Annotated in this window: 12 protein-coding genes and 1 pseudogene; 4 read left to right on the top strand and 9 right to left on the bottom strand. The window is 65.3% G+C overall.

The window, feature by feature from the left end:
• Positions 1-26 precede the first annotated feature (26 nt).
• From pcaD to D769_RS13915, 9 genes are all read right to left on the bottom strand, one after another.
• The gene (gene pcaD, locus D769_RS13955) at positions 27-806 is read right to left on the bottom strand and encodes a 3-oxoadipate enol-lactonase (protein ID WP_008646083.1); all 780 of its coding nucleotides are present in this window, start codon (positions 804-806) and stop codon (positions 27-29) included.
• A gap of 15 nt (positions 807-821) precedes the next feature.
• Positions 822-1,106, bottom strand: coding sequence for a muconolactone Delta-isomerase (gene catC, locus D769_RS13950; RefSeq protein WP_008646082.1), 285 nt, complete (start codon positions 1,104-1,106; stop codon positions 822-824).
• 28 nt (positions 1,107-1,134) lie between these two features.
• A complete protein-coding gene (locus D769_RS13945) occupies positions 1,135-2,193 on the bottom strand; it encodes a cyclase family protein (protein ID WP_008646081.1) in 1,059 nt (352 codons plus the stop codon).
• Positions 2,194-2,215: 22 nt separating this feature from the next.
• Entirely contained in the window at positions 2,216-2,512 is a 297-nt protein-coding gene (locus D769_RS13940; RefSeq protein WP_008646080.1) for a YciI family protein, read from the bottom strand.
• Positions 2,513-2,534: 22 nt separating this feature from the next.
• Positions 2,535-3,872, bottom strand: coding sequence for a TIGR00366 family protein (locus tag D769_RS13935; protein WP_008646079.1), 1,338 nt, complete (start codon positions 3,870-3,872; stop codon positions 2,535-2,537).
• A gap of 384 nt (positions 3,873-4,256) precedes the next feature.
• Entirely contained in the window at positions 4,257-4,727 is a 471-nt protein-coding gene (locus D769_RS13930) for a DoxX family protein (protein ID WP_011519116.1), read from the bottom strand.
• A 25-nt stretch (positions 4,728-4,752) separates the two neighbouring features.
• Complete coding sequence (locus D769_RS13925) at positions 4,753-5,514, bottom strand: DNA-binding domain-containing protein (protein WP_008646077.1); 762 nt, start codon at positions 5,512-5,514, stop codon at positions 4,753-4,755.
• Positions 5,511-6,347: a DUF692 domain-containing protein gene (locus tag D769_RS13920; protein ID WP_008646075.1), complete on the bottom strand. Its 837-nt coding sequence runs from the start codon at positions 6,345-6,347 to the stop codon at positions 5,511-5,513. Before D769_RS13920 ends, D769_RS13925 begins: the two co-directional genes overlap by 4 nt.
• 31 nt (positions 6,348-6,378) lie before the next feature.
• Positions 6,379-6,663 carry a DUF2282 domain-containing protein gene (locus tag D769_RS13915; protein ID WP_008646072.1) on the bottom strand — a complete coding sequence of 95 codons (285 nt, stop codon included), beginning with the start codon at positions 6,661-6,663 and terminating at the stop codon, positions 6,379-6,381.
• A gap of 353 nt (positions 6,664-7,016) precedes the next feature.
• Here D769_RS13915 and D769_RS13910 point away from each other — a divergent pair, with 353 nt between their 5' ends.
• The 4 genes and pseudogenes from D769_RS13910 to D769_RS13895 all read left to right on the top strand — a co-directional run.
• Complete coding sequence (locus D769_RS13910) at positions 7,017-7,574, top strand: sigma-70 family RNA polymerase sigma factor (RefSeq protein ID WP_234818967.1); 558 nt, start codon at positions 7,017-7,019, stop codon at positions 7,572-7,574.
• Entirely contained in the window at positions 7,571-8,212 is a 642-nt protein-coding gene (locus D769_RS13905; RefSeq protein WP_008646070.1) for a DUF1109 domain-containing protein, read from the top strand. Before D769_RS13910 ends, D769_RS13905 begins: the two co-directional genes overlap by 4 nt.
• 168 nt (positions 8,213-8,380) lie before the next feature.
• Positions 8,381-12,535, top strand: a complete 4,155-nt coding sequence (locus D769_RS13900) for a hypothetical protein (RefSeq protein ID WP_008646069.1) — start codon at positions 8,381-8,383, stop codon at positions 12,533-12,535.
• Between the two features lie 29 nt (positions 12,536-12,564).
• Positions 12,565-13,966: pseudogene (locus tag D769_RS13895) on the top strand (hypothetical protein); the annotation flags it as partial.

Raw genomic sequence — 13,966 nt, 5'->3', positions numbered from 1 at the left:
TGGCGACGGGCAAATGACCGCTCGGCTCAGCTGCCGAGAAACGTCAGCACCGCCTGGGTGAAGCCCTCCACCTGTTGCAGATTCGACAGGTGGGCGGCGTACAACTCCGTGTAGCGGGCGCCGGGGATCGTGTCGGCCAGATAGCGGCCGTCGGCGGGTGGCGTGGGGATATCGCCCGAGCCGGCGATCACCAGCGTCGGCGTCTGGATGCGCTGGATCTCGGCGCGCAGATCGGAATCGCGCACGGCCAGGCAGTTGGCGGCATAGCCGCTCGGATTGGTGGCGCCGAGCATGGCTTGCAGGCGCTGCACCAGTTCCGGCTGCTGCGCGCTGAAGTCCGGCGTCAGCCATTTGTCGACCACGGCCGCCGTGATCGCGGCCATGCCCTCGCGCTCCACCAGCGCGGCGCGATTGGTCCAGTTCTCGGGCGGGCCGATATAGGCCGCGGTGTTGCACAGCACGAGGCGGTTCAGGCGATCGGGGTGATGCAGCGCCAGCCACATGCCGGTGATGCCGCCCATCGACAACCCGCAGAAATGCACGCGCTGCAGACCCAGATGGTCGAGCAACCCGATCACATCGCCGCCAAGCTGCGCGATGCTGTACGGGCCGGGTGTGACGCCCGACTCGCCATGGCCGCGCGTGTCATAGCGCAGCACGCGGAAGTGTTGGGACAGCGCGGCGATCTGCGGCTGCCACATGTCGGCGGTGGTGCCGAGCGAGTTGGAGAGCACTAGCACTGGCAGGTGCTCGGCGCCATCCAGGCGGTAATGGATCCGGACGTCGGAGAGGTCGGCAAAAGGCATGACGGCTCCCGTGGTTCAGTTCTGCGCGATGGCCGAGCCGTGCTGCGCCAGCGCGGTGACCTTCATTTCCATGTACGGATACAGCGGCAGGCCGGTCAGCAGCGTGTGCAGTTCGTCGGCATCCTTTACGTCGAAGATGCTGACGTTGGCATAAAGGCCAGCCACGCGCCACAGATGGCGCCACTTGCCGTCGCGCTGCAGTTGCTGCGAATAGGCTTTTTCCTTGGCCTTGATTGCGTCGGCCACTTCCGGGTCGAGCGATTGGGGGATGCGGACGGTCATTTCCACCATGAACAGCATGTGGGGGCTCCTTGTGAATCCGGCGAAATCAGACGGTGGCGACGGGCGTCACCGGCGACCCCATCGCACCCGGCAGCCGCAGCGGCGGCGCCGACAGGAAAAAGTGATGGCGACCCTCGGCACGCAGCCATGCGGCGAGATCGCGCAGGTACCACAGCTCGCCCAGCGGCAGGCCGAGCTTGAACAGGCAATGATGATGCAGCGGCAGCATCGGCACCGGCCCTGCTCCCTCCGGCGCGGGCCGTGCCGGATAGCGCTCCACGGCGTAATTGTCCGCGGCGATCGCGGCGATGCCGGAATCGGTGATCCATTGCAGCAGGCGTTCGTCGCGGCCGTCCAGCGCGCAGCAACTGTGGTGCAGCACCTCGGCGTCGGGTTGGCCGGCCATCTCCATCACCATCTCGGCAAACCCGGTGCGCAGCACAAGGATGTCGCCGGGTTCGACCACGATGCCATCGGCCTCGATCACGCGCATCAGGTCGTCGTATCCGACCGTGCGGCACTCGCGCCCGTAATGCGCGGCCAGATCGACCAGCACGCCACGCGCCTGGATACCGTGCGCGGCGAAGGTCTCGATGCCGAGCGCGTCGGCGTGGCTGTGGTCATGGCCGCACGGGTGCGCGGAGAAATCGTCGCCTTCCGCGTAGTCGACCGGCCCGACGATGTCGGTATTGGGGCGAAAGCCGTTGTAGTAGACCCGCTCGGCCACGCCGTCGCCGTCGGCATCGAACAGCGCGCCGACGTGGGCCAGGGAATCCCACTGCGTCGAGTACTGCATCGACAGCAGTACCTGGTCGTCGCTCAGGACATCAAGCGCGTTTGGGTCGACCTTGGCCAGCGGAAAGTTGACGTACGCCACGTCGTCACGAAACGTGGGGCGCAACACCGGCGGATGCCGGCGTGGATTGAGAACATTGCCGCCCGGCAGATCGAGCGGCAGGGACAGGCAGAACGTCTTGCCGCTGCGGATTTCGCGCGCGGCGGCACGCACGCGGTCCGCGGTAATCAGGTTCAGGCGGCCGAGTTGGTCGTCATCGCCGAAGTCGCCCCAGTTGGCGCCTTCGGGACGTTGCTTCCATCGTTTCATGGCTGGCGCTCCGGACTGGCGTTCAGAGATGGCAGACGCCATCCAGATACGCCTTGCGCCAGCGCACGATCCGAATGTCGGCGAACAGGCCGGCCGTGAAGAACGGATCGGCCTCGATCAGTGCTCGCGCGGCCTCGCGTGTATCCACGTCGACGATGTAGATGCCACCGCCGCCATCGCTGCCGTCATCATTGAGCTTGGCCCCGCAGGCCAGCAGCAGCTTGCTGTTCTCCGCCAGGAACTCCAGGTGCGCGGGCCGGTTGGCCTGGCGTACGTGCTGGTGTTCGGGCTTGTCGAAGGTCTCAATGAGGTACGGCATCGAATGTCTCCTGTATCGGTTGTCAGATCTGCGCGCCCCAGGCCAGCATGGCGACGATGTAGATCGCGCCGACCCAGAACATCATGATCACGGTGTAGCCCATCACGTCCTTGAGCTTCAGCTTCGACAGCGCCAGCGCTGGCAGAATCCAGAACGGCTGCACCAGGTCATTCCAGGCGTTGCCGAGCATGACCGACATCGACGTCTGCGCCACCGAGCTGTTGATGGCCTTGGCCGCGTCGATCATGAACGGACCCTGGATCACCCAGTGGCCACCGCCGGACGGCGCGAAGAAGTTGATCACGAACGAGCTGACCAGACCCCAGAACGGCAGCGTCTGCGGCGTGGCGATATCGACGAACACGCGCGAGATGCTGTCCACCAGCCCGGAGCCGGCCATGACCGCCATGATGCCTGCGTAGAACGGATACTGCAGGATGATGCCGGAGATCGTCTTGATGCCTTCGTTCAGCTTGGCCACGTAGTTGGCCGGGGTGCCCAGCAGCAGCACGCCGATGAACAGGATCAGGAAGTTGATCAGGTTCAGGTCCAGCGAACCGCCCTGCGAGAAATGCAGACCGGCGTAGGCCAGCCCGCACAGGCCGATGATCAGGCTCAGCAGGCGGCTGTTGTTCATGCGCGTGGCAAGCGTGTTCTCGATGCCCATGCTGTGGCCGTGCCCGGCGGCGTGGTCCTCGGCGGTGTTCTCCTCGCGGATTTCCACCACTTCCTTGGCATCACGCGGGTGCAGCATTGCGTTGAGCAGCGGCAGCGTGACGATGACGGCAAGGCTCGTCAGCAGCATCGGCGTGGAGAAGATCGTCTCCTTGAGACCGATCACGCCCATCAGCTTTTCCATCGGGTGACCCGGGGTGGAGATCAGTACGGGGATGCTGGCGGACAGGCCCAGGCCATACATCGTGAAGCCGCTGTAGGCCGATGCGATGATCAGGGGGTAATGCACACCCTTGACCTTCAGTGCCAGCTTGCGGGCGATGATGCCGCCGATCACCAGGCCGAAGCCCCAGTTCAGGTAGCTGCCGATACCGCCTACCAGCGTGGCCACGATGATGGCGCCGCGCGGCGTCTGCACGCGGGCGACGATGGCGTTGAGGAAGCGGTCGACCAGCGGCGCGGTGGCCAGCACGTAGCCCATCGCCAGAATCACCGCCATCTGGGTGGTGAACGAGAGCAGGTTCCAGAACCCCTTGCCCCAGTTCGTGATGACCGCCTGGGCGGCCTGTCCTTCTACCAGCATTGCCATGACCATCGTCAGCAACGTCAGGCCGATGGCGAATACAAAGGGGTCCGGCAAATACCGGCGCATCAGTTCAGTAAAGAACCCGGCGACCTTACTCAAGATCTGTCTCCTACGAAAGCCGAAATGAACGCATATCGAACTCGCGTTCTACATGCGAACGTCTTGTATGAAGATCGGGAGCGTAAAAGTCCGAATGCGCAAAGTCAAGTTAATGAATTGCTTAATTAGTGCGGAAGTCACAATGATCCGATGCTGCATCGCAGCGCGACATGGTCGGCCACGCCTGGGGCTTTCGGCCTTGTGAATACGCCGGGAATGCGATTGCGCAGTGCAGCATTGACGTGCGGACAGACGGCCTCGATCTGGCCGATATCCGCACAGAACCGCTATGCAGAAAGGGGAATGCCCCGGCCAACGAGCGTGCCGGGGCGGAAGGAAAAGACCCGAGAGGATTCTCGGGCCAGGTTGAGGTCCACTTGAGGGCTACTTGATGCCGAATCTCCGGTCGAGCGAGAAGGCGCCCGCACCCCGGCCAATCAGGAAGAGTTGCAGCGCGGCCCAGGTCAGGTGCGTGGGCCAGGCATCGGGATAGACAAAGATTTCGATGACCAGCGTCATCCCCAGCAGCGCGAATGCCGAAAATCGCGTGAACAGGCCGAGCACCAGCAGCACCGGAAACAGGTGCTCGGCGTACGCGGCCAGATGGGCCGCGAGCTCGGGCGGGATCAGCGGCAGGTTGTACTCCTGCTCGAACAGCGAATAAGTGCTGTCCTTGATCGTCAGCAGCCCGGTGACCTTGGTGCGGCCCGACAGGAAGAACACCGATGCAATTGCCAGCCGTGCCAGCAATGCCAGAAACGAGTCGCTGATCAGCCGCGAGGCCCGCGTTGTAAGGTTCGACCAGAGCGTGGTATCGGCCCGCACTGGGGAATCGGTATGAGATACGTTTGACATGGCTACCTCGGCAAGCTGGATAGGCTCAGTGAATGTCTGCGAAAACCCGCGCGCCAAGCAGCGTGGCCAGCAGGCGGGCGATGTCGATGCCGGGCTCGGCAATCGTGGCGGACTGGCAGGCAATCTGAAGGCTGGCGCCAGCGGCGCAGGCATCCAGAAAGGCGCACATGCCCTGCGTGGCGTGTTGCCAGACCACGGCACCTTCTGGCCGCGTCAGCAAGGCGCCCTCCCCGATCCAATCCAGTTCGCCTTCGAGATCACGCTGCTCCCGATTTACCCGCCAGATCGTGAAGGCAGGCGTTTCGAACCAGCGCCAGCGCACGCTGGCGCATGGCCGTAGCGCCGCGCCAAGGAGATCGCCCCCGTTCAGCGTGGCCAGCGCTGCCGCGTCCAGCGCCTCGTCATCGGCGGCCAGGTGGGACTCGGTCCAGAGGCGATCCAGACGTGCCACGTCTGGCAGGTATGGCAGTGCCGCGGCAGGCTCGAATCCCGACAGGAAGTCCGCGAATTCCTGCCCATACTCGATCAGGCAGACGCTGCGCGGGGGCTCCGCGCAGACGTGGATCAGTGCCGCCGCGCGAAACCAGTCCTCCCCTACCAGCCGCAGGACCGTCGGGAAATTCGCGGCCAGCGCATCCACACAGCCCTTGAGCACGGTGTTGCGATAGACCTTGAAGCCAGGCTGCTGCGTCAGCGGCGTGATTGGGGTCCACGGCGGCGCGATGCCCGGCGGCGCCAGAATGGCGCGCAGGAAGTCGTCCTGAAAGCGATGTCCGTTGGCGTTCATGATGTGGCGACCTCCGCGTCCAGGATGGACTGCGCGTGATTGCGCTCGTCGAGCAAGTCGGCGAATTCGGGAATGTTGTCGTCCCGTTCGATCAGCGTCGGACGCTCACCGACCCGCGCCACGAAGCGGCGATATAGCGACCAGACGGCCTCCGCCACCGGCGCATCGTGCGAATCGATCAGCAGTGACGCGCCGAACTCGTCGTCGAAGCTGTGTCCGGCCAGATGAATCTCCCGCACGGCTTCGGCCGGCACGCGTGTCAGGTAGTCCCACGCGTCGTAACCCATGTTTCGGGCGCTGACGTAAACATTGTTGATGTCGAGCAGCAACCCGCAGCCGGTGCGCCGCACCAGTTCGGCCAGAAAATCGGTCTCGCTCCAGTCGTGCTCGTCCATGCGCAGGTAGTGCGACGGGTTCTCCAGCGCGATGGCACATCCAAGGCGGTCCTGAACCCGGGAGATATTGGCCGCCACCTGCGCCAGTCGGGCCGTGGTCCGCGCCACCGGCAGCAGATCGGGCACGTAGCGCCCGTCCAGCGTCGACCACGCCAGATGCTCGGAAACCAGCACCGGCTCGATCCGCCGCAAAAGTGCGTGAAGCCGATCGAGATGCGCCTCGTCCGGCGGGGCATCGCCCGCCAATGACAGCGACACGCCGTGCAGTGCCACCGGATGGCGCTCACTGATAGCCGTCAGCCACGCCAGGCGCGGACCGCCGGCCATCAGGTAGTTCTCCGGGTGGACCTCGAACCACAGGCCCGGCTCGGCGCATTGCAGCGCCTGCTCGAAGTGTTGCGGCTTGAGTCCAAGCCCCGCGCGTGGTGTCGCTGTCATGATTGACGTCTCCAACGGGCTGCCATCCGGCTTACATCGGCTTCAGCGTGCCCATGCCGTGCGGCGTCTTGATCGTCGCGCAGGTACCAACGGGCACGGACTTGAAGTGGTCGCGCTCGTAATCGGTCTTCTGGGTGCCGGCGCATGTCGTGCCCGCCCCCGCCTTGCAATCGTTCTGGCCGGCCATGGCCACGCCGTAGCACTTCTCCATCGCGGGCTTGTCCTTGGACTGCTGCATGGTGCTGTTCTGCGCCAGGGCGACGCCCGAAGTCAGGGCGGCCAGGGTCACGGCGGCGGCGAGCTTGATGGTGTTCATGGCGATACTCCTTGAGAGCGGATCAATGTGAAGGGAAGTCAGATATCCGTGGTCCCGCCCGGCCTGCCTTGCAGCGCAAGGTTGTTGGGCCCGGTGGTCGGATGATCTGACTGTCAATTCGCGGGGGATCGGTCACCGGTTACAGCCGCCCGGGAGAATATTTTTTTGTGGTCCGCTGTAACCGGATGGCGCCTGCCGACGAATAACGGAGAAGCACATGCACGCGGATTGTCGCCATGGGTGCACTCACATATCATTTCGAAGCGATCACCCCTGAACCTCGTGACGATGTTGATCGATCAAATCTCCGCGCAGTCGTCGCTTGCATGAAGCCCGCTCCCGAGCGCGCCGGCATGGAGGCCATGGATGCGGTGGAGCAGCGCCTGCGCGCGCTGCTCCTGGCCGGCCTGGGTGGCGATCAGGCCGCCTATCATGCATTCCTGACCGAACTGACCGGCCGGCTGCGCGCCTTTGTCCGGCGGCGGCTTTATCAGTTGCAGGATGAAGTCGAGGACATCGTCCAGGAAACGCTTCTGGCGGTGCACAACGCCCGGCACACCTACCGCGCCGATGAACCGCTGACGGCGTGGGTTTACGCGATTGCCCGCTACAAGCTGCTGGACTTCCTGCGTAGCCGTTCCCGTCACGGGGAGACGGAGTCGCTGGACGATGTCGCGGACATCCTCTGCCATAGCGACGATGCGCCGGCGCACGATGCACGACTCGATCTGAGCGGCCTGCTCGAGCAACTGCCGGACAAACAGCGGTTACCCATCCTGCATGTGAAGCTTGAGGGCCTGTCGGTGGCGGAGACCGCACGGCTGACGGGGCTGTCCGAATCGGCGGTCAAGGTAGGTATTCATCGCGGGCTTAAGGCATTGGCCGCCAAAGCGCGCCTGTTCACATCATGAAGACAGACGATCTCATCTCCCTGCTGGCCACCGGCATCCGCCCGGTGGACCCGCACATCATGCGCCGGGCGTTCGTCCAGGCGCTCTGCGCCGGTGCCGCCGGCGCGCTCCTGCTGCTGACCATGACGTACGGGGTGCGCCCAGACATCCGCGTGATGCTGGTCACGCCGGTGTTCTGGCTCAAGGTGGCGTTTCCGCTGTCGCTGGCAATCGGCGCATTCCTTGTGCTGAAACGCCTGATGGTGCCCGGCGCGCAGGTGGGTACCCGCTGGGCGGTGCCGGGCGTGCCGGTGCTGGCGGTGTGGATCGGCGCCCTGGCGGTGCTGGCCAATGTTCCGGCAAGCCAGCGGCTGTCACTGATGCTCGGCATGACGTGGAGGACCTGCCCGTTCAATATCGTGTTCCTGTCCTTGCCGCTGTGCGTGGCGGTGGTCTGGGCGGTTCGGCAGATGGCCCCAACGAACCTCCGCGCCGCCGGCACCCTGGCGGGGCTGCTCGCCGGTTCGGTGGCAACCATCGTCTATTGCCTGCATTGCCCGGAAATGGAGGTCCCGTTCTGGGCAATCTGGTATCTGGCCGGGATGCTGATTCCGGCGGCGTTGGGCTGGCTGCTCGGTCCGCGCCTGTTGCGCTGGTGAGACGCCACGGCCACACCCTGCCCCCCGCGCCTGGCCCGTCTCAGATCTGATCTGCAAGATATCGAATTCCGCAAACGCGCGGACTGAATATATTGGCTGTGTCCCGGGACGCTGCCCGTGACCCCGTTTCTTGCAAACAATCAGAACATTCTCTGAAAGGGGGCTGCGATGGTCAGCAGAGTCCCGCGCAGGCCGACGCCGGCCGCCGGCAAGACAGCTTCAGTCAAAACGCGTGTCGATGGCCCCGTGGTAATCCGGCCGATTCCGATCCCGATCCCGCTCCCTGTCGCGCCCGATCCCAATCAGAATTTCTTCGACGCGGGCCGCCCCGGTCAGCCGGTGGTCCGGCAGGACGACCTGCTCGTGCTGCGGGTGGAACTGAACAATCTGACCGTGCAGCGAGGCAGCCCGCCACGGCTGCGCAAGACCGGCAGCGGCGTGGCCACGCTGGTCCTGCATTTTCCGCCTCAATCGATCTTCGAGCAGGCGTTCGCCGAATCCTCCCCACCAGCCGTTGATCCCCCCGTCACGCTGCCGGCGCGCGCCCGTATCGCGGGCGAATCGCGGATCGCGTTTGCCGTGCCTGATGGCTTCGATATCCCTTACACGCTCGAAGGCGTGCTCACGGCCGTGCGCGATCTGCCGCTGGCCGTGGGCGCCAACGCCCTGCCGCCCACGGCCGCGCAACCGCCCCTGTCTTTTCCCGAATGGCTCGGCGGGCTGATCGCGCAGGCAACCGGCAGCCTGACGCTGGCCCAGCGCGCCGCCCTGCCGAGCGTCACGCTACGCAACATGAAGCTCGCATCGGTCCAGCGCGATACGTCGACGCTTGAGCGGCGGCAGGTGGCTCCGGCTACGGCACGGCGCCGTGCGGCCCTGCCGGCCATCGACGTTCGCCGGGGCGTTACCACGGACGTCGGGCTCGGTCCGATCCTGTCGGGCCTGAAGCCCCGTCCCGCCGAGCCTACCCCCCAGCAGACCGCGCTGGAGGTGCCCTGGCGCCTGATCCTGAGCCCCGATGCCGATGAGCGCTGGCATCACGCGGTGGCGCCGGTCACCACGCCGGACGGGCATACGGAGCTATGGCACACCCAGCTCGTGGCACCCACCGATCAGGGCACCATCGTGCCGCCTCACCCCGATCCCAACCGCATCGTGCGCGCGGTCTGGGCGCTGGCGGGTGAAGGGACGTCGAAGCCGATCCAGGCCAAGTTTCCGGCCGCCGTCGGGGAACTGCCCAATCCCGCGGACATGCCGTTCAAGGCAGCACTCAACGACATGGACCGCTACAGCATTGTCCATCTGTCGTCCAACTTCTCGCGCTCGGGCTACACCCCCGCCGCGATTCCTGCCGATCAGTTGATGCTCTCCGCGCTGGGCGCGTGGATCAACGTGCGTGGCATATGGGACGGCCCCCAGTCGATCGATCTCGTCGCCTGGACCCATCGCGGCAGCATGGGGCGTGACCACTACGTGCGCACGGTCAAGCGCGGGTTTCTATGGCCCTTCGGGCACCGCGCGGTGCTGGTCGAAATCACCGAGCGAAAATTCCAGCATGGCGGCGTGCCCGGCAATGCGGCGGTGCTTCGCAAGCGCACGTTCATCATCGTGCGCGAACGCGAGCGGGCCTTCACGGAGACCGATCTGCGCGGTACCGATGGCCGCACGCAACTGCATCTACAGATGCCCCTGACCAGCGTGCGCATCCTGAGCCTGGTGACGCCGGACCTGAGCCCGGTAACGCCGACGACGGCCCCGATCTGGCCCCTGGTCGGCGGCGTGCCGTTTCCATTCCGCTGCGAAGGCACGGATCTCGACGGGCGTGCTATCCGCTTCGACCTGCCGATGGTGTTCATGTATGAATCCATCGCCATGGACCCGAGCACTGCGAACGGCACGTTCGCCAAAGCGCAGACGCTTTGGGATCAGGGGCTGCCACCCGGCGAGGTCCCCGGCACGGGACGTGGCGCGACGATGGCGCCGCAATCCATGACGCTGGCCCGCAGCGCGCAGCCTGGTGACACGATGCTGGAGGTGCGCGAGCTGCGCTTCGGCGCGGAAGCCGGCACCGGTAATCCAACGCTGAAGGCGTACGGCCAGACCCAGCAGCGTCCCGCCTTCTATCCGAAGGTGGTTCGGGCCACGCTGCGCATTCCGGCATTGGCGCAGCTTACCGGCAGCGGCGACGCCAACGTGGTGGAATGGAACAACACCTACCTGGCCAGCGAGTTCGGCGCGGATAACAAGGGGCAGGTGTTCGTCAACATCGTGCCAAACGATCCGAAGAACAAGGCCCGGCTCGATTTCTCCGCACAGGGGGATCGCGCCGGCGGCTTCGTCCAGCCGAACCTCAATCCGAGCGCGGTGTCTCGCCTGACGGGGCCGGTCACCGGCACTGTGGCCGATTTCGTGGGCGGAAGCATGACCGGCTCGGATGCCTTCCCCAGCGCCGGGCTGCCCAACCTTCCGTTGCTGTTCGGATGCATTCCACTTGGCGCGGTCATCGAGACAGTGACGTCGTTGGTGGACACGCCCGAGCAGGTGCCGCGCTTTGTCTCGGAGTGCGGCAGCCAGGCCGAACTATTCCTGAACGGTCTGGCGCAGCTTTATGCCGCCTTGCCTGGGCTGGCCGGGCAGACCGGCAGCGCCGCCACGGGCGGGGTGAGCGCCATCGGCTCGACGGTGGCAGACCTGAAACAGCAGGCCGCCACCTACGCACCGGGGCTCGTTGCCGATGCGCAGGCGCGACTGGACGCCCTGCAAGCCGCGCTGACCGCGCTCAGCAACGCTATCGCGCCACTGGTCAACACGTCGATCGACGCAGCGCCTGCTCTGCCCAATCTCGCCACGGCGATCACGGCTGTGCAGAGCGCCTCGGATCAATTGCGCGCCACCGCGGGTGCGACGGTCGCTGGTGTCTCGCTACCCTCTGGCCTGCGTCAGTCGTTGGTTCAGGCCGCCAACGTTGCCTCTGCGCTTGCTGGCGACCTCGGCACGGTGGCCGCGCTGGTGGCCGAAGGCAAGGCGCTGTTCGCCGCGCTCGATGCGATCCTCGGCGACTCGAAGGCGTTCCAGGCCCTCCTGAGCGATTCGGATGCGCTTTTTGCCCACCTCAAGGCCGTGCAGAACGCGCTGGCGCCCCTGCGGAATACCCTCGCCAACTTCCGGCTGCTCGAAGGCGCGGCGCGGCAGACGCTGTTGAACGTACTCGACGCGATGATGCAGGCGCTCGCAGTAAGCGATCCAGTGCTCCGCACGCTTTTGCAGGTGCTGTTCGGCGATGAACTGACCATCCGCTTCAACTGGAACCCGCGCATCGTCAGTTGGCCGGCCTCCGGCCCAATCTTTCACCCCAACGACCCCGCCGGCTTTTCGGTAGCCGTGGAGGCCAAGGTCAAGAAATCAGGCGGCGGACAGCCGAAGCTGACGGTCGTCAGTTCGCTCAAGCATTTCGACCTGATCCTGATAGGCGCCGCCGGCTTCCTGGAACTGAATTTCGAGAAGATCGAATTCCGCGTCGGCACCGCCGACAAGATGAACGTCGACGTGCTGCTCAATGACATCAAGTTCATCGGCCCACTCTCGTTCGTGGAGACGCTGCGCGACCTGATACCGCTCGATGGCTTCTCCGACCCGCCCTACCTCGACATTTCCACCAAGGGGATCGATGCGGGCTTCAACGTGGCCCTGCCGTCGATCTCGGTGGGCATGTTCAATCTCAGCAACCTTGCGCTGGGCGCCGGGTTCACGGTGCCGTTCATTGGTCAGCCGCTGGCGGTGCGGTTCAACTTCTGCACGCGCGAGCAGCCGTTCAATCTGTCGGTCTGCATGTTTGGCGGCGGCGGGTTCTTCGGCATCACGCTTGATCCGGGCGGCATCCAATTGCTGGAAGCCTCATTCGAGTTTGGCGCCAGCATCTCGGTCAACCTCGGCGTGGCATCTGGTGGTGTCCATGTCATGGCCGGCATCTATTTCCGCATGGAGCAGGACAACTGCGCCCTGACCGGCTATTTCCGCCTTGGCGGCAGCGTCAGCGTGCTGGGGTTGATCACGGCGTCGATCGAACTGTACCTTGCGCTGGCGTACGAATCGCAAAGCGGCAAGTGCGTGGGGCGCGCGCAGTTGACGATCGAAGTCGAGGTATTCCTGTTCTCCACCAGCGTCACGATCAGTTGCGAGCGAAAGTTCGCCGGCGCGAACGGCGACCCGACCTTCCGCGAACTCATGGGGCTGCAGCCGGCCCTGCCGCTGACGGACGAACTGGCGCTGATCCACGACGACACCGAGTACGCCTGGCGGCAGTACGCCGAGGCATTTGCCTGACCCGACGTTGGTCAAACAGGGGGCTGCGCATGGCCACGCAAACGATTCTCTGGACGGTCCTGCCCGCCGGGCGTGTGACCGAGGGGACCTTGAAGGGGCGCCTCAAGGTGTCGGTCGTCGCTTCGCCGCGACTGACACCCGAGCGCGCGAACGAGCGAGAACTCCGGGCCTTTCCTGAATGGCTGCTCTGGCCAAGGACCGTGGCCGAGGCAAAGTTCGGGCTACGCATCGGCAACACGTTGCTGCCACTCGAACCACTTGGGCCGCTTGCCGGTCAGGCACAGCCCGACGTCGATCTCTGGAGCCAGCTTTTCGCGCCGGAGACGCCGGTTGATGGCTTCGTCTTCAAGGACATGAGCCGGGTCAACCTGCGCTCCTACGCCGTGCGCAACGTGCTCGGTCTGGCGCGCAAGTACTACGCGCAACTGGCCGTGGGCGCCACCAGCCGGCACCCGACGTTGTTGCCCTGGTCATCGGCCAATCCGGCACTACGCGCCATGCTGATCGACATGGGGGCACCGCGCGAGGTGGGCGCGGAGCGCCAGGGTGGCTTCGCACGCTTCTTCAACGATGGCGATGGCGGCATCGAGCAGGTGCTGCGCAATAGCGTATTCGGCCCGAAGTCGAAATACTCGGGCACCGCGGCCGGCATCGGTGTCGACAGGAGCGGCAACCCGGTCAACGGGGCAAGTTTCCCGGTGCGCGTGCTGCCGCCGGACTGGCAGCCCCCCAACGGCACGCCCGATACCGAGTTGATGGCCAACTGGGCCAGCGCCGCCGAATACACGCTGTACCAGGCCGACCGCTTCTATCGCCGAGAACCCCTCTCGGCGGATGCGCTTGCCATGCGCCGGCCGAGCGGCAAGGACATTCCCCCGCCGCCCGAGAGCCTGACGCTCGACTTCCACAAGCGTCTGGCGTCCTACAGCGACTACCCAGCCCTGCTGCGCAGACTTGGTGTGCTGCTCGACTTCGTCCTGCCCGCCGAAAACCCGATCGATCAGCAGGTCCGCCAGCAAGGCAACGCGCAGGGGACGATGCAACTCGATCTGCGCTGGGCCAATGATCACGATCCCGGCGTGGATGGCTGCCCGGCCACCGCGTGGCAGGCCGATTCGCAACGCTTCACGGCCCGCCCGCGCACCAACGATCACCACATGGGAATGCTGCGGCTGGGCGGCGCCAATGATCGCTGGGACCAGTCGAAGCGCATACCGTTCGACGTCTATCAGGTAGACCCGGACGGCACCGCGCTGAAGACCGTGGATTTCGTGCTGTCGGCGCAGCGGCTGATCGACAAGAGCCGCAAGAGCGGCACCGATGGCGCGGTGACCTACACCACCGGGGACGACCAGCCCGTTGCCGCGTTGCGTGCCGGGGGGATCGGTGTCTCCCGCCATGGGCGCGCCGCCGCGCTGGCCTTCGGGGCCG

The organism is Cupriavidus sp. HMR-1 (assembly GCF_000319775.1).
GTDB lineage: Bacteria > Pseudomonadota > Gammaproteobacteria > Burkholderiales > Burkholderiaceae > Cupriavidus > Cupriavidus metallidurans.
Note: the sequence above shows the minus strand (reverse complement) of the source record. Positions and strands in the feature narration are given on the sequence as shown.

What these genes read in the sequence shown, in the direction of transcription:
- pcaD (WP_008646083.1), bottom strand. Translation starts at nt 806, where the DNA reads ATGCCTTTTGCCGACCTCTCCGACGTCCGGATCCATTACCGCCTGGAT.
- catC (WP_008646082.1), bottom strand. Translation starts at nt 1,106, where the DNA reads ATGCTGTTCATGGTGGAAATGACCGTCCGCATCCCCCAATCGCTCGAC.
- D769_RS13945 (WP_008646081.1), bottom strand. Translation starts at nt 2,193, where the DNA reads ATGAAACGATGGAAGCAACGTCCCGAAGGCGCCAACTGGGGCGACTTC.
- D769_RS13940 (WP_008646080.1), bottom strand. Translation starts at nt 2,512, where the DNA reads ATGCCGTACCTCATTGAGACCTTCGACAAGCCCGAACACCAGCACGTA.
- D769_RS13930 (WP_011519116.1), bottom strand. Translation starts at nt 4,727, where the DNA reads ATGTCAAACGTATCTCATACCGATTCCCCAGTGCGGGCCGATACCACG.
- D769_RS13925 (WP_008646077.1), bottom strand. Translation starts at nt 5,514, where the DNA reads ATGAACGCCAACGGACATCGCTTTCAGGACGACTTCCTGCGCGCCATT.
- D769_RS13920 (WP_008646075.1), bottom strand. Translation starts at nt 6,347, where the DNA reads ATGACAGCGACACCACGCGCGGGGCTTGGACTCAAGCCGCAACACTTC.
- D769_RS13915 (WP_008646072.1), bottom strand. Translation starts at nt 6,663, where the DNA reads ATGAACACCATCAAGCTCGCCGCCGCCGTGACCCTGGCCGCCCTGACT.
- D769_RS13910 (WP_234818967.1), top strand. Translation starts at nt 7,017, where the DNA reads ATGGAGGCCATGGATGCGGTGGAGCAGCGCCTGCGCGCGCTGCTCCTG.
- D769_RS13905 (WP_008646070.1), top strand. Translation starts at nt 7,571, where the DNA reads ATGAAGACAGACGATCTCATCTCCCTGCTGGCCACCGGCATCCGCCCG.
- D769_RS13900 (WP_008646069.1), top strand. Translation starts at nt 8,381, where the DNA reads ATGGTCAGCAGAGTCCCGCGCAGGCCGACGCCGGCCGCCGGCAAGACA.